Source organism: Alteraquisediminimonas sediminicola (assembly GCF_019740335.1).
In the GTDB taxonomy this organism is placed as follows: Bacteria; Pseudomonadota; Alphaproteobacteria; order Sphingomonadales; family Sphingomonadaceae; genus Alteraquisediminimonas; species Alteraquisediminimonas sediminicola.
The window spans coordinates 174,239-196,609 of the sequence record NZ_JAHXZS010000004.1 but is presented as its reverse complement, the minus strand read 5'-3'; the positions used below and the strand labels follow the sequence as shown (position 1 = coordinate 196,609).

Here is a 22,371-nt window from a genome sequence, read left to right as displayed (position 1 = left end):
TCTGATGACCGCACATTTCATCACCCTTCACGGCCAGCGCGTCACGGCGGTGATCGAGGTCCATGACGATGAGGCCCCGATCTGGCGATATTGGGGACCAAGGCTGGCGGATGGGGCCGAGCCGGGGCCATATTTGCGCGACACCCGGCCCTTGCCGTCCTTCTCGCTCGATCATGATCAACCGCTCAGCCTGTTTCCCACCTTCGGGCTGGGCTGGTTCGGGCAGAGCGCCCTGCTCGGCCATCGTGCGGGGCGGGATTATGCCCAATCGCCGACCGGTTGCACGGCGACATGGATCACGCCCGGCACGGCCATTCGTTTCGACCTCTTTGACGCCGTGGCGGGATTGGAGGTGGCAATCACCCTCAAGCTCGATCCCGATAGCGATGTACTGACCCTGTCCACCGGATTGACCAATACCGGCGATGCCCCGTTCGAGGTGCAATGGCTCGCCTCCGGGACGGTCCCCTTGCCCCAGAATACGACCCATATCCGGTCATGGTCCGGGCGGCACAATCATGAATTCATCGCGGTGGAGGACAGGCTGTCGCGCAGCCTGTGGCGGCGCGAAAACCGGCGCGGCCTGACCTCGCACGATAATTTTCCGGGCGCAGTGGTCGCGGCAGATCAAGCACATTATGGCGCGCAGCTCGCATGGTCCGGCAATCATGCCCAATGCATCGAATGGATCGATGACGGCCAATATCAATGGCAGATGGGCGAATGGTTTGCGCCGGGCGAGGTCATTCTCGCCCCCGGCGAGAGCGTGCAGACGCCGGAGATGCTCGCGACCTGTTCGACCTTGGGTCCGAATGGCATCGCCCAGAATTTCCACGCCGCGATCCGCGCCGCGATGGACTGGCCCGATGGCCGGATGCAGCCGCGCCCGGTCCATCTCAACACATGGGAGGGATTTTACTTCGACCATGACGGGGCCGCGCTGGCGCAACTGGCCGATGCCGCTGCCGAGATCGGGATCGAACGCTTTGTGCTTGATGACGGCTGGTTCCATGGCCGCCATGACGATACATCGTCGCTCGGCGATTGGTGGCCGGATGCGGGGAAATATCCCGATGGCCTGTTGCCGCTCGCCAGCCATGTCACCGCGCTCGGAATGGAATTCGGCCTGTGGGTCGAACCGGAAATGGTCAATCCCGATAGCGAGCTTTATCGCGCCCATCCCGATTGGGCATTGCAGATCGCGGGTCGCCCGCTGTTGACCGCGCGCAATCAACTCGTGCTCGATATGGCGCGGGCGGAGGTCAGCGATTATCTGTTCGACAAGATCGCCGATCTGCTCGCGACCCTGCCGATTGCCTATCTCAAATGGGATCATAATCGCGATCTTGTGACCGCAGGCGCGACCCCGCGCTATCGCCAGCAGGTGCAGGCGACCTATGCCCTGCTCGCCCGTTTGCGTACTGCATTTCCGCAGGTGGAGATCGAGGCCTGTGCCGGTGGCGGCGGGCGGATCGATGCGGGCATCATCCGCCACACCCATCGTTTCTGGGCGAGCGACTGCATCGATGCCGTATCGCGTATCGCAATCCAACAGGGTTTTCTCCAATTCATGCCGCCCGAAATCATGGGGTCGCATGTCGGCGCCTCCCCCGCGCACAGCACGGGCCGCAGCCAGTCGATGACCTTCCGCGCGGGCGTGGCGTTGACCGGACATTTCGGGGTCGAACTCGATGCCCGGCAGATTGTCGGGCAAGATCGCGAGACACTCGCCCAATGGATCGCCCTGTACAAACAATATCGCGACCAGTTCCATCATGGGAAACTCTGGCAGGGCGAGGCACAAGACGGGCTGGTCTGGCAGGCCCATGGCGATGCGGATGAATTGTTATTGTTCGTCTATCGCCTTACCCCCAGTGGGCAGCGCCATTTGCCCACGCTCCGGCTCGATATGCTCGACCCAAACCGCGCCTATCGCATCACCCGGCTTGATCCGGTTGATCCGCATAAACACGGCTTTCCGCCCGCCCCGGCGCTGGAGGCGATGCGCGGCGCGGGGCTGGAGATGGCGGGCGGCTGGCTCAACGCCGTTGGCCTGCCGATGCCGCCGATGAAGGCCGAACAAGTGGCGCTATTCAGGATCGTCGGGCCATGACATTCGACCCGACCGAACATCCCCATCGCCGCTATAATCCGCTCAATGATGCATGGGTCCTCGTGTCCCCGCATCGCGCGAAACGGCCATGGCAAGGCCAAGAGGATGCGCCGGATCTCAGCCAACCCTCCAGCCACGATCCGGATTGCTATCTCTGCCCCGGCAATGCGCGGGTGACGGGCGATATGAACCCGGATTATGCCGGGACATTCGTTTTTGCGAACGACTTTGCGGCGCTCCAACCCGATACACCCGCACCGGATAGCACGGACGATCTGTTCCAATCATCGGGTGCAAAGGGGTTGAGCCGAGTCATTTGTTTTTCCCCGGACCATGGAAAAACCCTGCCCGAACTGCCGCTCATGGCGATTAAACGGGTGATCGACAGCTATTGCGAACAGACGACGGAACTCGGCCAGTCCTATGCCCATGTGCAGATCTTTGAAAACAAGGGCGCGATGATGGGCTGCTCCAATCCGCATCCGCATGGGCAGGTCTGGGCGACCGATCATGTCCCCACCCATCTTGCCACCGAAGACCGTACCCAGCGCGACTGGCTGGCCGGACATGATGCGCCGATGCTGATGGATCTGGCGGCACGCGAGGCGGGCGGCGAGCGCGTCGTGGTGGAAACCGCATATTGGCTGGCGATTGTGCCTTATTGGGCGGCGTGGCCGTTTGAAACCTTGTTGTTGCCGCGCTTTCCGGTCCGGCGCTTGCCCGAACTGAACCCGGCGCAACGGGCGGATCTGGCCGTTGCGATCCAGCAATTGACCGCGCGTTATGACAATCTGTTCCAGTGCAGCTTTCCCTATTCCATGGGCTGGCACGGTGCGCCCTTTGGGCAGGACGCAATCGATCATTGGCAGCTCCATGCCCATTTCTACCCGCCATTGTTGCGGTCTGCCTCGGTACGCAAATTCATGGTCGGCTATGAAATGATGGCCGAGGCGCAGCGCGACCTCACCCCCGAACAGGCCGCCGCCAGATTGCGAGGCGTCAGCCCCGTGCACTTCCGAACGCCCGCATGACCATATCACCACCCAGCGACATGCAGGATCGGCTGCACAGCCTGTTTCGCAACAGTTTCGATGTCGCGCCCGGCCTGATGACCCGTGCGCCGGGGCGGGTCAATCTGATCGGCGAACATACCGATTATAATGACGGCTTCGTCCTGCCCGCCGCGATTTCCCGCCAGACCATGGTCGCGATCAAGCCGCGCGATGATGCGCGGATCAGGATCATTGCCGGTGATCTTGATAGCGCCCGCGCCGAATTCGCCATCGACCGCCCGATCACACCGGACCCGGATGCGCATTGGACCAATTACATTCGCGGCATGGCCGCGTTGTTGCAGGCCGAGGGGCTGGACATCCTGGGGGCCGACATCGCGATTGTCGGCGATATGCCGCAAGGCGCAGGGCTATCCTCTTCGGCGGCGCTGGAAAATGCGGTCGGGCTGGCGCTGGCGGCGATAGCGGGACAGCCCGATATCGACCGGACGTTGCTCGCAAAAATCGGCCAGCAGACCGAGCATGAATTCGCCGGATGCCAATGCGGCATCATGGACCAATTGGTGAGTGCGCGGGCCGAACAGGATCATGCGCTGTTGATCGACTGTCGCAGCCTTGATGCAACGCCCATCAGCCTTGGAGATGACCTCGCGATTATGATCGTCCATTCTGGCATCACGCGGGGGCTGGTCGCTGGCGAATATAACAGCCGCCGTGCCGAATGCGAGGCCGCCGCCCGCCATTTCGGGGTGCGGGCCTTGCGCGATCTCGACCTTGGCACATTGAACGCAGAGGCTTTGGAGCTTGATCCACAGGTCTTTCGTCGCGCACGCCATGTGGTTACGGAAATCGCGCGCACCCATTATGCGGCGGAGGCGTTGGCGATGGGCGATCTTGAATTGCTGGGTGCATTGATGGCGGAATCCCATCACTCGATGCGCGATGATTTCGAGATCAGCCTGCCCGCGATTGACGGGCTAGTAGAACTGTTGGCGACCGCCATCGGCGCGCAAGGCGGGGCGCGGATGACCGGCGGTGGTTTTGGCGGGGCGGTGGTGGCCTTGCTGCCTCATGACATGGTGACATTTGTCCAACGCCAGATCGAATCCAGCTATCGCACCCCCAAAGGCGATGCGCCGATGATCATGGTAGAAAACCCCTGTGCAGGCGCATCCATCATCACACTGTAATACAACATTTTTAATTTATGCAATCGATTGTTGCAATTTCAGCATCATCCAGCTAGTTTCAAAACTGAAACTATTTGCATAATAAACCAAGGTAGGGACGATGCCCGTTAGCCATTCCCCATCGCACTGGACGAGGTCGCACATCGAGGCGGCGGTGTGCGATGCCCAGCATGAAATTCCGGTCATCACCCAAACGGATGTCGCCCCCGTCCTGCCCGGCATCGACCTGTGGGATTTATGGCCGGTGCAATTGATCGACGGCAGCACCGCACAATTTGATGGCTGGACCTTGTGGCACATCCTGTCCGCCCCGGCCCTGCCCGATCCGGACAAACGCCATGATATCGCCCGCATCCGATTGGTCATGCAGCGCGGCAATGAATGGCGCGATTGCGGCGATCTGATGCCGGACGGACATGCCCCCGGCAGTCGCGAATGGGCGGGTTCGGCGCTTTACGACCCGGCCAGCAACGTCATGACCTTGTTCTTCACCGCCTCTGGCCGCCGTGATGAGGCGCAGCGCACGTTTGAACAACGGCTGTTCCAGACCAGCGGCCAATTGCATTTTGCCGATGGACTGGCGCGGGTTGAAAACTGGACGGCTCCGGTCGAAATCGTCGAGGCCGATGACGATCATTATATGCGGGTCGGCGGCACCGAGGGTGTCCCCGGTTTTATCAAGGGTTTTCGCGACCCGGCGCATTTCCGTGATCCGCTTGATGGACAGAATTATCTGCTGTTCACCGGCTCGCTCAAACGTTCCGACAATGACTGGAACGGGGCCATCGGGATCATCCGGGGCGATGGCCAGTCTCATGATCGCTAGACATTATTGCCGCCATTGATCTCGGCGGATGGGCTGAACAACGAACTTGAACGCCCGATCCTGATCCATCGCGATGGGCGATATTATCTGTTCTGGTCGACCCAGCGCAAAGTATTCGCACCCGATGGTCCGAACGGCCCGACCGGCATTTATGGCATGGTCGCGGACGCCGTGCTTGGCCCTTATGAACCGCTCAACGGCAGCGGTCTGGTCGCGGCCTGCCCGGCGGCGGAACCGTTCCAATGCTATAGCTGGTGGATCGATAATGATTTGGCGGTCTGGGGCTTTATCGACCTTTGGGGGTTGAATGGCCAGCAGATCAAGGATGATCCCGCCTTCCGGCGCGCGCATTTCGGCGGCACGCCTGCACCGGTGTTTCGCCTTGTGCTGGATGGCAAATCGGCTTGGGTGCAGGAGCAATAACATGGGCGATGCGCTTTATGGCCTGATCGAAGCGGGCGGCACCAAATTCGTCCTCGGCATCGCAAGGGGCAAGGACGACATCATAGCCACCACCCGCCTGCCCACTCTCAATCCGACGGATACCTTGGGCGCGGTGGTCGAATGGTTCTCGCTGCAAGTGCAGATCCACGGCCCGCTGACGGCCATCGGCATCGGCAGTTTCGGCCCACTTGAGCTTGATCCCGCATCGCCCGATTGGGGCCATATCACCCGCACGCCCAAGCAGGGCTGGGCCAATACCGATCTCGTCGGCCCGTTGCGCCGCGCATTCAACTGCCCCGTAGCGATCGACACCGATGTGAACGGCGCAGCCCTTGCGGAATATCGCTGGGGCGCAGCACAAGGGCAGCGCGTGGCGGTCTATCTGACCATCGGCACCGGCATTGGCGGCGGGGTGATGGTCGATGGCAAATTATTGCACGGCCTCAGCCACCCAGAAATGGGGCATATGCGCCTGCCGCGCCATCCGCTCGACACCAATTTCGAGGGCATCTGCCCTTATCATGGCGATTGCCTTGAAGGCGTCGCGAGCGGCCCGGCGATCAAGGCGCGTTGGGGGAAATCCCTATCCGAACTCCCCGCCGACCATCCGGCGCACGACATTATCGCTTGGTATCTCGCCCAGATCGTCAGCACATTGCAGGCGATTTTCGAACCGGGCCGGATCATCTTTGGCGGCGGCGTGATGGGGACGCCGGGGATGATCGACCGCGTCAAAACTTGCGCCACGTCATTGGGCAAGGATTATTATGTCGGCGCACCCGCTGACATCATCACCCTGCCCGCTTTGGGCGACCAAGCGGGGCTGTTAGGTGCGCTCGCTTTGGCGGAAAATTTGGCGGGTTAGGTCGACATCCGGACGATCAGTTCCGGCTCCATCACCAGCGAGGGCGTATCCTCGCCCGCGATCCGCCGAAGCAACAGATCGATCAGCGCCGCCGCGCCCTTGGTCAGGTCCTGACGGATCGTGGAGAGGCGCGGCACCGTCAGTTCGGCCAGCGCCAGATCGTCATAGCCGATCACCCGAATATCGTCCGGCACCACAATGCCACGCTCCGACAACGCCCGAAGCGCACTCATCGCGACCACATCGGAGGCCGCAACAATGCCCTGTGGCCGATGCTGGCCCGTACCGAGAAAGGCGGCGATGTCGCTTTGCGCGGCTTCGGCCACCAAATGGGCCGGGAACACCGTCAAACCATCGGACAGGCCCGCCCGTGCCATTGCCGCACGACAGCCTTCCAGCCGCTGGCCGATTTCCAGCGCCTTGGGGTCGCCCAGAAATGCAATCCGCTTGCACCCGCGTTCGATCAAATGGCTGGCGGCAAGGTCGCCGCCCTTGAAATTGTCCGAGCCTACCGAGCAATGCACCTGTTGCGGCGTATGTCCGCCCCATACCACCATCGGACGATAGCGCGCGGCCACCCGGTCCAGCACCGCAGACTGATCCGATTGACCGATGATGATCAACCCGTCCACCCGGCCCGAATCGACGATGCGATCGAGCCAGCCCGTATCGCTGGGAATGACGCGGGACAACATCAGATCATAGCCCTGCTCCGTCAGCGCATCCGCCAATAGGCCCAGCATCGTGATAAAGAACGGGTCGGAAATATGCTGGCCGGTTTCATGGCCAAGCGGAATCAACACGCCGATGGCCCCGGTCTTTTGAATGCGCAAATTGCGAGCCATGGCATTCGGGCGGAAATCATGCTTTGCCGCCAGATCCTTGATCCGTTCGCGGGTCTTGGCACTGATCAACCCGGAATCGCTGAGCGCGCGCGACACCGTACCGGGCGACACGCCGGCAAGTTCGGCCAGTTCCTTGATGTTGCGAATTTTGGTCGGTTTGGGCAAGGGCGAAACATTCTTCCTGAAAAACATGCGAAATTAAGGACGGCAAACGTCGTGCCGATTTAATCGCACTTCAATCATATCAATCCTTTCGAAAAATTCAATCGATTGCGATTCTAGGGGGGCGTAAGATGATCACCCCCTCGATTCGAAGCCTTATATGATGCCCGGCAGGAAGCGCACGCGCCCGATATTCGGCCAGTGCAGGCACACGCCATTTGCCATCCAGCGCCGATGAAAAATTTGGCTTGCCGCTCACCTCTTACGCATGGTTAATACATTATTATATATTTATAAACAGTGATTTATTAACGAAATCCATTGTCACATGTGGCAAACTGATCACAGTTCAAGTTTATTGCACTCGATTGCCGCAAACGTTTGCAATTTTATTGATGCAAACGTTTGCCTCTGCTAAATGGACCATCAGCAAATATGTGCCGATGCGCACATGTGGGGCGTTACGGATAAACTTGGCCAGATAGCTCAGATGCTGTTGAATGGCCTTTAACGGAGGGTGTTATGAGGAAATCGACATTGCAGTCGTATGTTTCGTTTGCCGTTCTCAGCATGGCGAGCATGATGGTGGTCCCGGCACTTGCCGCAGAGGCTCAGGCTGGCGCGTCGGCAGACGACGGGCTCGACACCATCGTGGTAACCGCCGCCGCCGGTGACAAGACCAAGCTGAAAAGCTCGATCTCGGTCACCAGCGTCTCCAATCAGGCAATCATGGATTTCACCCCGCGTTCGGAAGCCGAAGTATTGCGCTCCATTCCGGGTCTTAACCTGCAAGACACCGCCGGTCCCGGTGGCAACGCCAATATCGGTGTGCGCGGTTTGCCGGTGTCCACCGGCGGTTCGGAATATGTCGCGCTGCAAGAAGATGGCCTGCCAGTCACCTTGTTCGGCGATATCCAGTTCGGCAACAACGATTATTGGCTCCGCTTCGACAATAATGTCGATCGCGTCGAAGCCGTGCGCGGCGGTTCTTCGTCCACCTTCGCCAGTCAGGCACCGGGCGCTGTCATCAACTATGTCAGCAAGACCGGCGACAAGGAAGGCGGCTCGGTCGGCGTCACCACGGGCGTCAATTATCGCGAACAGCGCGTCGATTTCAACTTCGGCACCCGCATCAACGACACGCTGCGCTTCCACATCGGCGGCTTCGTCAAGGACGGCAATGGCCCGACCCATATCGGCTATACCGCGTCCAAGGGCTATCAGATCAAGGCCAACATCACGAAGGACTTTGACGATGGCAAGGGCTATATCCGCTTCAGCGTGAAGCGTCTGGATGCGCAAGACCCGACCTTCACCTCGATGCCATCGCTGGCGCAACTGAGTGGCACCAAAATCACCGGGTTCAAGAACATCCCCGGCATCGATGCTCGCAAATATGCCAGCACCGGCGCGTATAATCACCATTTCACCATCCTGAATGCCGAGGGCAATCTCGAACAGGTCGAAATGCAGGGCATCCATCCGGTGTCGACCGCATTTGGCAATGAATTCCATTATGAATTCAACGACAATCTGACCGTCCACAACGCGTTCCGCTGGACCGACATGCGCGGCACCTTCTCGAACATGTGGACCGGCGAAGCCCTGACCGCGAATGCCGCAGCCGGTGGCAGCTTCAAATATGCCGCGGGTCCAATGGTGGGCCAGACCTATAACGGCACCTATATCAACAACAGCGCACAGGCTTATGTCCGCATGAAGGATGTGGGCAGCCTTGCCGACGATCTCAAGATCACGGGCAAGTTCGAAACCAATGGCGCCAACGTCACCGTCAATACCGGCGTGTTCTTCATGCGTCAGGACATCGCCATGGATTGGCGTTTGAACAACGCCTATCAGACGCTGGACGGCAATCACAATCCGGTGCCGCTCGACCTGTTCGATGCCGGCGGGGACCAGTTGACGGCCAACGGCCTGACCGGGTTCAACAATCAATGGGGCGGTTGCTGTGGCGGTCGGTCTTATGACCTGACCTACACCGATATTGCGCCTTACCTGAATGTCGACACCAAGATCGGTGCACTCAATCTCGATGCCAGCGTCCGTTTTGACTCGGTCAAGGCAACGGGCGTCACCTTTGCACCGGTTGAAGGCGAGAACATCACCGTCACCGATGCATTGGGTTCGGCTAGCCTGCCGACCTACAACACCAGCAGCACCATTTATGAAATTCTTGATTACACCAAGAGCTATGTTTCATGGTCGTTCGGTGCCCTGTACGAAATCGACAACAACACCTCGGCCTTCATCCGCGTCAGCCGCGGTGGTCGCTTCAACGCCGACCGCCTGATCTATGGCAAGGCGTTCAACAAGGATGGCTCGCTGTCGGTTGGTGGTAACGCTTTGTCCGTCAATTATGTGACACAGCAGGAACTCGGCATCAAAAAGCGTGGCCGCATCGGCGAAGCAGCGTTTAATGCGGAACTGACCCTGTATCGGGCGCAGGTCACGGAAAACAATTACGACTTCACCGCCCCGTCGCTTGGTCGCGACCCGAACATCTCGGCGACCTTCCACAGCTATGGCGCTGAATTTGCCAGCAACCTGCGTTACGGCAATTTCAGTCTGGTGGTGACCGGCAATTACAACCGCACCAAGGACATCACCAATGGCGCAACGCCAGGTGCGCAGCCAAAACTGACCTATCGCGTATCGCCAAGCTATGACACGGGCGTGGCCGCCATCGGCTTCACCGCGGATGGCCAGACGTCCTCGCTCACCGGCATGGCTTCGGCTTCGGGTGATCCGGGCGTGCAGTACACCATTCCGGGTCAGACCTATTTCAACGCCTTTGTGAAGGTCCGTCCTTACACTGGCCTCGAACTCGGGATGAACGTCAACAATCTGTTCAACAAGCTTGGCTATCGCGGCAATGGCGGCATCGTGACCGACACCATCCGCAATGGTGCAGGCGTGTTCGACAATAGCGCCATGTTGGGTCGCACCATCTCGGCCTCGCTCAAATATAAATTCTGATCGAGCAGCCGCATCCCCGCTGATGTATAAGTGGCGGATGAAATAATCAGGGGGGAAGCGCCGTCGGCAATGACGATGCTTCCCCCCTTTTTATTGCCTGCGATCAGGCGTTATGGTTGTGGCGGCACATCAGGGGGATCAAGACGATCGCGCGTTTACAAGATCAGGTCGCAACATTGCGACAACGCCTGAAAGCAGGGGGCAATATTAGCCCAACGCCTGCGCTTTTGGTCGACTGCATCGCCATCGCGCGACAGGCTTTGACCGAGGGCGCGGCCCCGCTCGCGGTCGAACTGTTGCGGGACTTGACCACGCACATCCCCGATGATGCCCAGATCTGGGCAATGCTCGGCCACGCCCTTTACCGTCTGCAAATGATGGAGGCGGCAGAGGCGGCATTATCCAGGGCAGCGCAATTGGCGCCGCATGACCCGATGGCCGCGCTTGGCCATGCGATGATCCGTTATGAATCGGGCCATCCGGCAGTCGACCTCTTTCAACGCGCCTGGCAAAACGCGCCCCAAAACACACCCGGCAATTTCGAAATCCTGCGCAACATGGCCTTGGCGATGATGTCGGAGGGCCAGCATCAAGCCGCCGCCGCCTTATTGACCGACGCCTTGACGCGGCAGCCGGATTGGCTCGACGGGCATCGCACCTTGGCAACCTTGCGCTGGACCCAAGGCGACACCACCGATTTCTGCCGCAGCTATGCAACAGCCTGTACGGCACAACCCAACAACCCCGGCTTGTGGCTCGCCTGGTTTCGCATGGTTGCGCAAAGCCGCGATTGGCGGGCCGCGCTGGAAATTCTCGACCGGGCCGAAATAGCGCTGGGCGTGCAACCCGCGTTCACCGTCGGGCGGTTGTTCGTCGCGGTCGAATCCGGCGATGAGGCGCGGGCCGAGGCCTTGCTCCCACAATGCGCGCAGATACAGGGCGATGTCATCAACCTGTGCCGCCTACGCCATTTGATCCGGCAACAACGCTGGGCCGAGGCCGAGGCCGTGGCCTTATCGCAGATCAGCACCCCATCCGCGAATATCTATTGGCCCTATCTCTCGATCATCTGGCGGATGAAGGGCGATATGGAACGCGCCCTGTGGCTGGATCGGCCAGATCAATCGATCCAGTGCTTTGATCTCGCATTCGATCAAGGCGAACTGGACGAACTCGCAGATGTGCTGAGAACCCTGCATATCGCGCACGCGCCCTATATCGAACAATCGGTGCGCGGCGGGACACAAACGGATCGGTCGGTCCTGTTGCGGCATGAACCGATATTCCAACGCACCAGACAGGCCTTGTTGGACGCGATGCGGCGCTATGTCGCCGCCCTGTCCGAATTTGAGGAAGGGCATCCCTTGCTTGGCCTGCCCAACCGCGACCTCAAACCCGAACAATTGTTGATCGAGGGGAGCTGGTCGGTCCGGCTGTTAAAACAGGGCTATAATGTGCCGCACACCCATCCGATGGGCTGGTTGAGCAGCGCTTTTTATATCGCCTTGCCCTCAAACGCACAAATGGGTGCAGCACCTGCGGGTCATCTCAGCCTTGGCAATGCACCCAAGGAGCTTGGCCTGTCATTGCTCCCCTATCGGACGGTTGAACCCGCGCCGGGCCGCATCGCGATTTTCCCATCGACCATGTGGCATGGCACCGTGCCATTTTCGGATGGCGAACGATTGGTGATCGCCTTCGACCTGAAAAAACCACGTTGTTGACGCCCCATTTGCGTATCTGTGCAGAAATCGATTGCAATCGATTGCAAAATTTGCTTTGAATGGGGCAACAACGAAGCATATTGAGTTTTCTTCACTCCTGAATGGTCGCAACCGCACATTCCCCCCACATGGATGCGCGGCCCGTTCGGAAAACTACGGGGGCATGGCTGGTAGTGCAACCTGCCGCCTGCCCCCAGATTTTTCGTGCAATTGCGGCATATTCGGTCAGTATCGAAAAACATCAGGCACAGGAGATAGAACCCCGATGGACAATGATCGCGCGATCCGTTCCATCATCATTGTCGGCGGCGGCACTGCGGGCTGGATGACGGCGGCGGCGCTCGGCAATTCGCTCCAATCGGGCTGTCGCATCACCCTGATCGAATCCGAACAGATCGGCACCGTCGGCGTGGGCGAGGCGACGATCCCGCCGATCCGCATGTTCAACGAGACGCTCGGCATCAAAGAAAACGACTTTCTCCGCGCCACCCAAGGCTCATTCAAACTCGGCATCGAGTTCGTCAATTGGGGCAAAAAGGACCATCGCTATTTCCACCCCTTTGGCAGCTATGGCCGCAATTTCGATCTGTTGCCGGTCCATCAGCATTGGCTGAAGGCGCAGGCCGAGGGCGATGCGCCGAAGCTTGATGACCTCTGCATGGCATGGGCGGCAGCGAGCAAGGGGCGTTTCGCCCCGCCGGTCAATGATCCGCGCAATGTGCTATCGACCTATGAATATGCCTATCATTTCGATGCCGGTTTATATGCGCGCTATTTGCGGGGCTATTCGGAACAGCGCGGCGTTATCCGGGTGGAAGGCCAGATCGCCGGGACGGGTCTCAATGCCGAAACGGGTTTTATCGACCATGTCGTGATGGAGGATGGCCAGCGATTGGAGGCCGATCTGTTTATCGATTGCTCCGGCTTTCGCGGGCTGTTGATCGAACAGGCGCTCCACACCGGCTATCAGGATTGGACCCATTGGCTGCCGTGCGATCGCGCGATGGCGGTGCCGTGCGCCTCCTCCCCGGATTTCACCCCTTATACCCGCTCGACCGCGCGCGAGGCCGGGTGGCAATGGCGCATCCCGTTGCAGCACCGCACCGGCAATGGCTATGTCTATTCCAGCCAGTTCATCAGCGATGATGAGGCGACCGCGACCTTGATGGCGAACCTTGATGGGGAGGCCTTGGGCGACCCGCGCCCGTTGCGCTTCACCACCGGGCGGCGGAACCTGTTCTGGCACAAGAATGTGATCGCCATCGGCCTGTCCAGCGGATTTATGGAACCACTGGAATCGACCAGCATCCATCTGATTCAGGCGGGCATCGCCAAATTGCTGGCGCTCTTCCCAACCCGCGATTTCGATCCGCTTATCATTGATGAATATAACCGCATCGCGATCAATGAATTTGAACGCATCCGCGATTTCATCATCCTCCATTATAAACTGACCAGCCGGGACGATAGCCCGCTGTGGCGTTATTGCGCGGCGATGGACATTCCCGATACGCTGCGCTGGAAGATCGATCATTTCCGCCGCTATGGACGGTTGCTCGCCCATGAAATGGATCTGTTCGGTGCACCGAGCTGGCTCGCTGTCCATATCGGACAGGGCAATATGCCGGAACGCACCGATCCATTGATGGACCATCGCACATTGGATGGCCGCGAATGGCTGGGCAAATTGCAGCGCGCCTTGGCGCAATCGGCGGACATGCTGCCGTCACACCGCGACTATATCGACCGCCATTGCAAGGCGGGCGCGTGATGCACGCGCCGCACCCCATGATCAATCATGGCGACAACCATCCGCCAAGGAGCCAGAGTTCATGAATTTCATCGCTGACAAGCTATTGTTGTTCGGGGCGACCGGCGATCTGGCGCAGCGGATGCTGCTGCCGTCCTTATGCGCGCTCCACGCCGATGGGCTGGTGCATCAGGATCTGGTCATTATCGGCACGGCGCGGTCGGAACTGGACGATGCGGGGTATCGCGCGTTCGCGGCAGAGGCGCTGGCGCGCTTTCTGCCCGAAGATCGCAAGGCTGCAGTCCCGGCATTTCTCGACCGGTTGCGTTATCAGACTTTGGATGCGTCATCCTCGGATGGCTTCGGCGTGCTCGCGGAAAAGGTCGGGCCGATCACGGACGGGCTGGCGATCTTCCTCTCCACCGCGCCATCCTTGTTTGAAACAACCATCGCCGGATTGCATCAGGCGGGGCTTGCGGGCGATAAATGCCGGATCGGCCTGGAAAAGCCGCTGGGCAGCGATTTGGCCACCAGCCGCCTGATCAACGATGCGGTCGCCAGCGTCTTTCCGGAAAGCCGCACCTTCCGCATCGATCATTATCTCGGCAAGGAAACGGTGCAGAATTTGCTGGCGCTGCGTTTCGCTAATGTCCTGTTCGAACCCTTGTGGAACAGCACTCATATCAACCATGTCCAGATCACCGTCGCCGAAACGGTGGGGCTGGAAGGCCGGGTCGGTTTTTACGATCAGGCGGGCGCGCTGCGCGATATGGTGCAGAACCATATGCTCCAGTTGCTGGCCTTGGTGGCGATGGAGCCACCGGCCAAGTTCAACGCCACCGCCGTGCGCGATGAAAAGGTCAAGGTGCTGCGCTCGCTGCGGCCCTTGGGCAGCGGCGATAGCGTCACCGGCCAATATCGCGCAGGCGCGATCGATGGCGTGGCGGTGCCGGGCTATGATCAGGAATTGGGCCACCCATCCGACACCGAAACCTTTGTCGCGATCAAGGCGCATATCGATAATTGGCGGTGGAAGGGCGTGCCGTTCTTCCTGCGGACGGGCAAGCGCCTGCCGGAGCGCACGACCGAAATCATCATTCAGTTCAACCCCGTCCCCCATTCGATCTTTGCGGCGGAAGGGGCAAAGACTAGCCCCAACCGGCTGATCATCGGCATTCAGCCGGATGAAAATATCGGCCTCACGGTCATGGCCAAGGTGCCGGGGCTGGATCGCGGCGGCATCCGCCTGCGTGAAGTGCCGCTCGACATCAACATGCCCAATGCCTTTGCCGCTGCAGTCAAACGGATCGCTTATGAACGCCTCCTGCTCGATTTGATCGAGGGCGACCAGACCCTATTCGTACGGCGCGATGAGGTCGAAGCCCAATGGGATTGGGTCGATGCAATCCGCGCGGGCTGGGCCGAACATGGCCTGACGCCCAAGCCCTATACGGCGGGCAGTTGGGGACCCTCGGCGGCGGTCGCGCTGGCCGAACGCCATGGGGTGAGCTGGCATGATTGAATGGCGCATCCATGATGATGCCGATGCGATGGCCAAGGCCGTGAGCAACGACGTGGCCGGGGTGATTGCGGACGCGCTTGCCCGCCAAGGCCACGCCGCGATTGCGCTGCCCGGCGGCAAGACCCCGATCGCGGTGATCGCGTTGTTGGCGCAATTGCCGCTCGATTGGGCGAAGGTCACGATCATCCCCGGCGATGATCGGCTGGTGGAGGAGGAGAGCCCGCTGTCCAATGTCGCGATGCTGCGCACCGCATTTCAACCGACCCCGGCCAAGATAATATCACTGACCCCGGTGATTGAAGAATATCGGCTGGCGGGTGACCGGGCCGATGCGCTGCTCGCCACGCTTGATTGGCCGCTCGATCTCGTCTGGCTCGGCATGGGCAATGACGGCCATACCGCGTCGATCTTTGCCGGTCCCGATCTTGAGGCCTTATTGCATGCGCCCGCTGACCGCCGTGTGATGGGCGTCATGCCGGACCCGTTGCCACCAGAAGCCCCGGTCGCGCGGGTGACACTGACTCGCTCGGCCATTGCCGCATCCCATGCCATTCGGGTCGTGATTAGCGGCGCGGAAAAGCGTATATTGCTCGAACGCGCCTTGGCGGAGGGTGCCGCATCGGCCCTGCCCATCGGTCGTGTGCTGGCTGGTCTTGAACAACCCCTTATTGTGCATTGGTGCCTGTGATGACCCTTCACCCCGCAATCGCCCGCGTTACCGACCGCGTGATCGAAAAGAGCAAGGCCAGCCGCCGCCGCTATCTCGATATGATCGCGGTGCAATCGGAAAAAGGCGTCCATCGTTCGGGCCTTGGTTGCGCCAATCTTGCCCATGGCTTTGCCGCGAGTGGCGAGGACAAGGCGCTGATCCGCGATGGCCATGCGATGAACATCGGCATCGTCACCGCGTATAATGACATGCTGTCCGCGCATCAGCCCTATGCCCGTTACCCGGAAGCGATGAAGATGTTCGCCCGCGAAGTCGGCGCGACCGCGCAAGTCGCGGGCGGTGTTCCGGCGATGTGCGATGGCGTGACGCAGGGGCAGGACGGCATGGAATTATCGCTGTTCAGCCGCGATAATATCGCCATGGGGACGGCCATCGCCTTGTCGCACGGCATGTTCGAGGGCGCGGCATTGCTCGGCATTTGCGACAAGATCGTGCCGGGCCTGTTGATCGGCGCATTGCGTTTCGGCCATTTGCCGACGATCCTGATCCCCGCTGGCCCGATGCCCTCCGGCCTTGCCAATAAGGAAAAACAGCGCGTCCGCCAGCTTTATGCCGAAGGCAAGGTGGGGCGCGAGGAATTGCTGGAGGCTGAATCCGCCTCTTATCATGGGGCTGGCACCTGCACCTTTTTCGGCACCGCCAATTCCAATCAGATGATGATGGAAATGATGGGCCTGCATATGCCGGGCGCCGCGTTCATCAATCCCGGCACCAAGCTGCGGACCGAACTCACCCGCGCCGCCGTCCATCGCCTCACCGCCATTGGCAAGCGCGGCGATGACTGGCGACCGCTTGGCCATTGCGTCGATGAAAAGGCGATCATCAACGCCTGCATCGGCCTGCTCGCGACCGGTGGGTCGACCAATCACGCGATCCATTTGCCCGCGATTGCGCGCGCCGCAGGGGTGCAGATCGACTGGCAGGATCTGGACGAACTCTCTGCTGCCGTCCCGCTGATCGCCCGCGTCTATCCCAATGGATCGGGCGATGTGAACCATTTCCACGCGGCGGGCGGCATGGGTTTTGTCATCCGCGAACTGATCGATGCGGGCTTGCTCCATCCAGACATCATGACCGTCGGCGGCAATGACCTGACGGATTATGGCCGCGAACCCCGGCTGGAGGGCGAAGAGCTGATCTGGCAGGACGCCCCGGCGCACAGCCTTGACGACTCGATGCTCCGCCCGCCCGCCACGCCATTTCTGCCCGATGGCGGGATGCGGCTCGTCACCGGCAATCTTGGGCGTGCAACGTTCAAGACCAGCGCGGTCGATAAGGAACGCTGGCAGATCACCGCCCCCGCACGGGTATTCGACAGTCAGGAAGCGGTGCAGGCCGCGTTTAAGGCGGGCGAGTTCACCCATGATGTGATCGTCGTCGTGCGCTTCCAAGGGCCGCGCGCCAATGGCATGCCGGAATTGCATAAACTCACCCCGCCCTTGGGCGTATTGCAGGACAAGGGCTTCAAGGTCGCGCTCGTCACCGATGGCCGTATGTCGGGCGCATCGGGCAAGGTGCCTGCCGCGATCCATTGCACGCCGGAAGCGCTGGGCGGCGGGCCGCTCAGCCTCGTGTGCGATGGCGACATGATCCGCCTGTGCGGCCATGATGGCATTCTCGAACTATTGGTGGATGCGGCGACTTTGGCCGCACGGCAACCGGCAGAAGCGCCGGTGCTGCCCGATGGCACGGGCCGGGAATTGTTCGCAATGATGCGCCATGGCGCCGATGGAGCCGAACGCGGCGCATCGGCGATGCTGGCGGCGGCGGGGCTGTAATGGCGCGCGCTACCCAGCTTGTCGCGGTCGATATTGGCGGCACGCACGCGCGCTTTGCGTTGGCCGAAGCTGTGGACGGCAAGGTCGTCGCCTTGGGCGAGGCCGTGACGCTCAAGACCGCCGAACATGCCAGCCTGCAAACCGCATGGGAAGAATTCGGGCGGCAGATCGGCAGCGCACTGCCCCGTGCGGCGGCGATTGCAATTGCCTGCCCGATCCGGGGCGATGTGCTGAAACTCACCAATAATCCGTGGATCATCCGCCCGGCGATGATCAATGAAAAACTGGGTGTCGATGCGCATGTCCTGATCAATGATTTCGAGGCGGTCGGCCATGCAGTTGCCCAAGCCGGGGATGAACATTTTGTCCATCTCTGCGGCCCGCAAAACATATGGCCGCGCGATGGCGTGACCAGCATCATCGGCCCCGGCACCGGCCTTGGTGTCGCCCATGTGCTGCATCAAGCCACCGGCTATCATGTGCAGGCGACCGAGGGCGGGCATATTGATTTCGCCCCGCTCGATAGCATTGAGGATGCGATTTTGGCGCGGTTGCGCCAGCGTTATCGTCGCGTGTCGGTGGAACGGGTCGTATCCGGCCCCGGCCTTGTCGAGATTTACGAGGCGCTGGCGGGGATTGAAGGCCGCGCCATTCAACAATTGGACGACCGCCAGACATGGACGCTCGGGCTGGAGGGCGCAGATAGCCTCGCCACCGCCGCGATCGATCGTTTTTGCATGTCGCTCGGCAGCATCGCCGGGGATATTGCGTTGGTCCAAGGTGGCAATAGCGTCGTGATCGCGGGCGGACTTGGGCTTCGCATCAAGGACGTGCTGCTGCGTTCCGGCTTTGCCGACCGCTTCCGCGCCAAGGGCCGGTTCGATGCGATGATGGCATCAATCCCGGTCAAACTCATCACCCATGCCCAGCCCGGCCTATTTGGTGCCGCTGCGGCCTTTGCCAAGGAACATACAGCATGACCAAGATCGAACAGATCATGCGGACCGCCCCCGTCATCCCGGTACTCGTGATCGAGGATGCGGCTTATGCCCAGCCCATCGCGCAGGCGCTGGTCAAGGGTGGGCTGCGGGTGCTGGAGGTAACTTTGCGCACGGCGGCGGCGCTGGAGGTGATCCGCGAGATGAAAAAGGTCGAAGGCGCGATTGTCGGCGCAGGGACCGTGTTGAACGAGGCGGATTTGCGCGTCAGCCTAGATGCCGGGGCCGAATTCATCGTTTCGCCGGGGCTGACCGAGTCCTTGGGCAAGGCGGCGGTCGCGAGCGGTATTCCGTTCCTCCCCGGCACGGCCAATGCCAGCGACATCATGCGCGGGCTGGATCTGGGCCTGACCCATTTCAAATTCTTCCCGGCGGCAACGTCCGGTGGCATTCCGGCGCTGAAGGCATTGGGCGGCCCCTTTGGTCAGGCGAAATTCTGTCCGACCGGGGGGATTACACAGACCACCGCGCCGGATTGGCTCGCGATTGAACAAGTATTGTGCGTCGGCGGGAGCTGGCTCGTCCCCAAGGGCGTGCCGGTCGCATCCGAAATCGAGGCCGCCGCCCGCGCCGCCAAGGAGTTGGCCGCATGACCGAACGCTTCCGGGATCGTCTCAACGAACTCCATGCGCTGACCGCGCAGACGCCGTTGTTCAACCCGGTGTTCCAGCTCGGTATCGATATTTCGCGCGACCTTGAACAGGGGACATATTCGCTCGACGATCTCGATCAGATCATCTCCGGGCTGGAATGCGAAGCCCTGCAAAGCCGCGCGTCCCGCCTCCATCGCCTGATCGCCCCGGTTGATCCCGCCACCAATTTGCGCGCCTTTCGCGCCTTGGCTGAACAGGTCGCGGCATCGGGCGATTTCAACGCCTATTGCGCGCGCTGGTCGCGGCCCTTGCTGCACAGTGTTTTCACCGGCCACCCGACCTTTTTGTTGAGCGGCAACGAAAGCCAAGCCATTGCGGGCGCGGCCAGCAGCGGTTCGGTCACCCCCGCCATCTGCACCCTGCCCGGTGGCAAGGAACCGATCACCCTCAATGGCGAACATGCACAGGCCATCGCCGCGATGCGTGCCGCCGCTGCCGCCCGCGATCAATTGCACCGCATCATATTGGATGTTGCGGCCAAGCGCTGGCCCAATGAATATCAGCAGGTCACGCCGATCTTATACCGGCTGGCGACATGGGTCGGCTATGACATGGATGGCCGCACCGACATCGGCTGGGCGACGAGCATCTCATTCCGGCTGGAAGAAAAGGCCGAACGGCTGGCGGGCTATGCGATCAGCGCCGCACAGGCGGGGCTGGCCGATCTGGCCGAACGCCTTGGCCGCGCCGCAAAATATAGCCGCGACATGGCGGCATTGCTGGCAACGGATTTGAACGACCCCGCCGCTTTGTCCGTTGCGGCCAATATCTTCACCGCGCCCCATCCAGACAAATTGCTGTCGCTTGGCCCCATCATCGCGGAATTGCGGGCGGATGCCGCCAATGCCGCCACGCCACAGGCCATCGAACTGTTGACCTTGGCCGCCGCGATGGAGGCCGATGGCCTTGGCATGGGCTGGATTCATTTCCGGGTGAACAGCGCCCAATTGCACAATGCGATCCGGCGGCGGATCGACAAGGACAATGTCCTCGACCTCTCCTCCGGCACTGCGCTGCAACGGCTACGCACCCTGTTGGATGAGGTGCAACCGCTCCGCAGCAATTTCGCGGCGCTGGCGATTGAAAGCACGACCGCCGTCCGGCAGTTCCTCGCCATTGCCCAGATCATCCGCCATGTCGATGCGGATGCGCCGATCCGGATGTTGATCGCCGAATGCGAACAGCCGCAAACCGTGTTGGCGGCACTCTATTTCGCCAAATTATTCGGGGTCGATCATCGCGTCGATGTGTCGCCCTTGTTCGAAACCGAAACCGCGATGGAACATGGCGCGCGCTTCCTCGATGCGATGTTGGGGGAACCAAGCTATCAGGCCTATGCCCGCCAGCGCGGGCGCGTATCGATCCAGACCGGCTTTTCCGATGCCGGGCGCTTCGTCGGGCAAATCCCGGCGGCGCTGGCGATTGAACGGCTGCAAGGGCGATTGGCCCGGTTGATGGCGGATCATGGGTTGCAGGGTGTTCGCGCGCTCATTTTCAACACCCATGGCGAATCCATGGGCCGTGGCGCGCACCCGGCATCGATGGCGGATCGCCTGACCTATCCGATGAGCCATTGGGCGCGCGGCGAATTTCAACAGGCCGAAATCGACACGGAATTGGAAGTCAGCTTCCAAGGCGGCGATGGCTTCCTGTTTTTCCGCACCCCGGCGCTGGCACTGGCGACGCTCAGCCGGATTGCCGAGGTGCAGCTTGCGCCGATTGAGGCGGATGACGATCCCTTTTACGACCGCACCGATCTCAGCCTTGATTTCTATCGCGGCATTCGGCGGGTCCAGCGCGATTATCTCGCGTCGCGCACCTATGCCCGCGCGATCACCGCGTTCGGCCTTGGCATGCTCAATGAAACCGGCTCGCGCAAATCGCGCCGCCAGTCCGATCTGTCTGCCGACCGCGAGATGAACCTGCGGCAGATCCGCGCTATTCCACATAATGCGGTGTTGCAGCAGCTCGGCTATCCGGTGAACGTCATTTCCGGCATCGGCACGGCGGCAGGCGAGGATGAAGAGATCATCGCGTCCCTGCTGGATCGGTCGGTACGCGGACGGCAATTGGTGCGGATGATCGGCGCGGCCAATGCGCTCGCCAGCATCAAGACGGTCGCCGCTTATGGCGAATTGTTCAACTCGGCCTATTGGGCCAGCCGCCCGTATCGCGGGACCGAAAACCATCTCCAGCGCCCCTGTCTGGCACTGGCGGAACAATTGGAAAGCGATGACCGCACCGGTCAGTTCCGCCGCATGGCCTCGCGCCTGCGGGTCGATGGGCTGAAATTGCATCGCCTGCTCGCCCGATTGAAGGACATCATCCCCGCCGATCCGGCGCGGGAAGAAACCCGGCGGTCATTGGGCGTCCTGCATGCACTGCGCCTTGCCTTGATGCAGCACATGTTCCTGCGCGCGGTGCAGATTCCGGTCTTTTCACGCAGCAACGACATCAGCCGCGACGATATATTGGAAATGATCTTCACGCTCAGGATCGATGAGGCCGTCACTCTGTTGCGCCGCGCCTTTCCGGTATCCGCACCATCAATCGAGGATTTCAACGTCGATGAACCCGGCGATTATCCTGATGGCGAGGCGCAAGCCTATACCGCAATCCAGCGCGATTTCATCGACCCGATTGCGCGCGCCAACCAGCTTTGCCTGCGGATCAGCACCGCCATCGCCAATCATTTCGGCGCACATGGATAGAACTGCACTTTAGAATAAAATATAATTATATCAAATAATAGAAACAAACG

14 protein-coding genes and 1 pseudogene are annotated in these 22,371 nt (G+C 60.7%); 14 read left to right on the top strand and 1 reads right to left on the bottom strand.

Going from position 1 to position 22,371, the window contains the following annotated elements:
• The first annotated feature begins 4 nt into the window (after positions 1-4).
• The 5 genes and pseudogenes from K6117_RS10220 (at position 5) to K6117_RS10200 (ending at position 6,451) form a co-directional block, all read left to right on the top strand.
• On the top strand, positions 5-2,113 hold the full coding sequence (locus tag K6117_RS10220) for an alpha-galactosidase (RefSeq protein WP_221794607.1): 2,109 nt from the start codon (positions 5-7) through the stop codon (positions 2,111-2,113).
• Positions 2,110-3,144 carry a UDP-glucose--hexose-1-phosphate uridylyltransferase gene (locus tag K6117_RS10215; RefSeq protein ID WP_221794605.1) on the top strand — a complete coding sequence of 345 codons (1,035 nt, stop codon included), beginning with the start codon at positions 2,110-2,112 and terminating at the stop codon, positions 3,142-3,144. The genes K6117_RS10220 and K6117_RS10215 overlap by 4 nt, the downstream gene beginning before the upstream one ends.
• Positions 3,141-4,316, top strand: a complete 1,176-nt coding sequence (gene galK, locus K6117_RS10210; RefSeq protein WP_221794603.1) for a galactokinase — start codon at positions 3,141-3,143, stop codon at positions 4,314-4,316. Before K6117_RS10215 ends, galK begins: the two co-directional genes overlap by 4 nt.
• Positions 4,317-4,416: 100 nt before the next feature.
• Positions 4,417-5,565 (top strand): annotated as a pseudogene (locus tag K6117_RS14705) (glycoside hydrolase family 68 protein).
• A 1-nt stretch (position 5,566) separates the two neighbouring features.
• Positions 5,567-6,451, top strand: a complete 885-nt coding sequence (locus K6117_RS10200; RefSeq protein ID WP_221794601.1) for an ROK family protein — start codon at positions 5,567-5,569, stop codon at positions 6,449-6,451.
• Here K6117_RS10200 and K6117_RS10195 read toward each other — a convergent pair.
• Positions 6,448-7,488, bottom strand: coding sequence for a LacI family DNA-binding transcriptional regulator (locus tag K6117_RS10195; RefSeq protein WP_221794599.1), 1,041 nt, complete (start codon positions 7,486-7,488; stop codon positions 6,448-6,450). The two genes, K6117_RS10200 and K6117_RS10195, sit on opposite strands and share 4 nt — an antisense overlap.
• 540 nt (positions 7,489-8,028) lie before the next feature.
• Here K6117_RS10195 and K6117_RS10190 point away from each other — a divergent pair.
• From K6117_RS10190 to K6117_RS10150, 9 genes are all read left to right on the top strand, one after another.
• The gene (locus K6117_RS10190) at positions 8,029-10,455 is read left to right on the top strand and encodes a TonB-dependent receptor domain-containing protein (RefSeq protein WP_246605017.1); all 2,427 of its coding nucleotides are present in this window, start codon (positions 8,029-8,031) and stop codon (positions 10,453-10,455) included.
• Between the two features lie 116 nt (positions 10,456-10,571).
• Entirely contained in the window at positions 10,572-12,179 is a 1,608-nt protein-coding gene (locus K6117_RS10185; protein WP_221794595.1) for a putative 2OG-Fe(II) oxygenase, read from the top strand.
• Between the two features lie 265 nt (positions 12,180-12,444).
• A complete protein-coding gene (locus K6117_RS10180; RefSeq protein ID WP_221794592.1) occupies positions 12,445-13,950 on the top strand; it encodes a tryptophan halogenase family protein in 1,506 nt (501 codons plus the stop codon).
• A gap of 61 nt (positions 13,951-14,011) precedes the next feature.
• Entirely contained in the window at positions 14,012-15,451 is a 1,440-nt protein-coding gene (gene zwf, locus K6117_RS10175) for a glucose-6-phosphate dehydrogenase (RefSeq protein WP_221794590.1), read from the top strand.
• Positions 15,444-16,139, top strand: coding sequence for a 6-phosphogluconolactonase (gene pgl / locus K6117_RS10170; protein ID WP_221794588.1), 696 nt, complete (start codon positions 15,444-15,446; stop codon positions 16,137-16,139). Before zwf ends, pgl begins: the two co-directional genes overlap by 8 nt.
• Complete coding sequence (gene edd / locus K6117_RS10165) at positions 16,136-17,959, top strand: phosphogluconate dehydratase (protein WP_221794586.1); 1,824 nt, start codon at positions 16,136-16,138, stop codon at positions 17,957-17,959. Before pgl ends, edd begins: the two co-directional genes overlap by 4 nt.
• The gene (glk, locus tag K6117_RS10160) at positions 17,959-18,939 is read left to right on the top strand and encodes a glucokinase (RefSeq protein ID WP_221794584.1); all 981 of its coding nucleotides are present in this window, start codon (positions 17,959-17,961) and stop codon (positions 18,937-18,939) included. Before edd ends, glk begins: the two co-directional genes overlap by 1 nt.
• The gene (gene eda, locus K6117_RS10155) at positions 18,936-19,550 is read left to right on the top strand and encodes a bifunctional 4-hydroxy-2-oxoglutarate aldolase/2-dehydro-3-deoxy-phosphogluconate aldolase (RefSeq protein WP_221794582.1); all 615 of its coding nucleotides are present in this window, start codon (positions 18,936-18,938) and stop codon (positions 19,548-19,550) included. Before glk ends, eda begins: the two co-directional genes overlap by 4 nt.
• Positions 19,547-22,321 (top strand): phosphoenolpyruvate carboxylase, encoded by a 2,775-nt coding sequence (locus K6117_RS10150; protein WP_221794580.1) that lies wholly within the window; start codon positions 19,547-19,549, stop codon positions 22,319-22,321. Before eda ends, K6117_RS10150 begins: the two co-directional genes overlap by 4 nt.
• The last annotated feature ends 50 nt before the right edge of the window (positions 22,322-22,371 follow it).

Coding starts and splice junctions, on each gene's coding strand:
- K6117_RS10220 (WP_221794607.1), top strand. CDS start 5: ATGACCGCACATTTCATCACCCTTCACGGCCAGCGCGTCACGGCGGTG.
- K6117_RS10215 (WP_221794605.1), top strand. CDS start 2,110: ATGACATTCGACCCGACCGAACATCCCCATCGCCGCTATAATCCGCTC.
- galK (WP_221794603.1), top strand. CDS start 3,141: ATGACCATATCACCACCCAGCGACATGCAGGATCGGCTGCACAGCCTG.
- K6117_RS10200 (WP_221794601.1), top strand. CDS start 5,567: ATGGGCGATGCGCTTTATGGCCTGATCGAAGCGGGCGGCACCAAATTC.
- K6117_RS10195 (WP_221794599.1), bottom strand. CDS start 7,488: ATGTTTTTCAGGAAGAATGTTTCGCCCTTGCCCAAACCGACCAAAATT.
- K6117_RS10190 (WP_246605017.1), top strand. CDS start 8,029: ATGGCGAGCATGATGGTGGTCCCGGCACTTGCCGCAGAGGCTCAGGCT.
- K6117_RS10180 (WP_221794592.1), top strand. CDS start 12,445: ATGGACAATGATCGCGCGATCCGTTCCATCATCATTGTCGGCGGCGGC.
- zwf (WP_221794590.1), top strand. CDS start 14,012: ATGAATTTCATCGCTGACAAGCTATTGTTGTTCGGGGCGACCGGCGAT.
- pgl (WP_221794588.1), top strand. CDS start 15,444: ATGATTGAATGGCGCATCCATGATGATGCCGATGCGATGGCCAAGGCC.
- glk (WP_221794584.1), top strand. CDS start 17,959: ATGGCGCGCGCTACCCAGCTTGTCGCGGTCGATATTGGCGGCACGCAC.
- eda (WP_221794582.1), top strand. CDS start 18,936: ATGACCAAGATCGAACAGATCATGCGGACCGCCCCCGTCATCCCGGTA.
- K6117_RS10150 (WP_221794580.1), top strand. CDS start 19,547: ATGACCGAACGCTTCCGGGATCGTCTCAACGAACTCCATGCGCTGACC.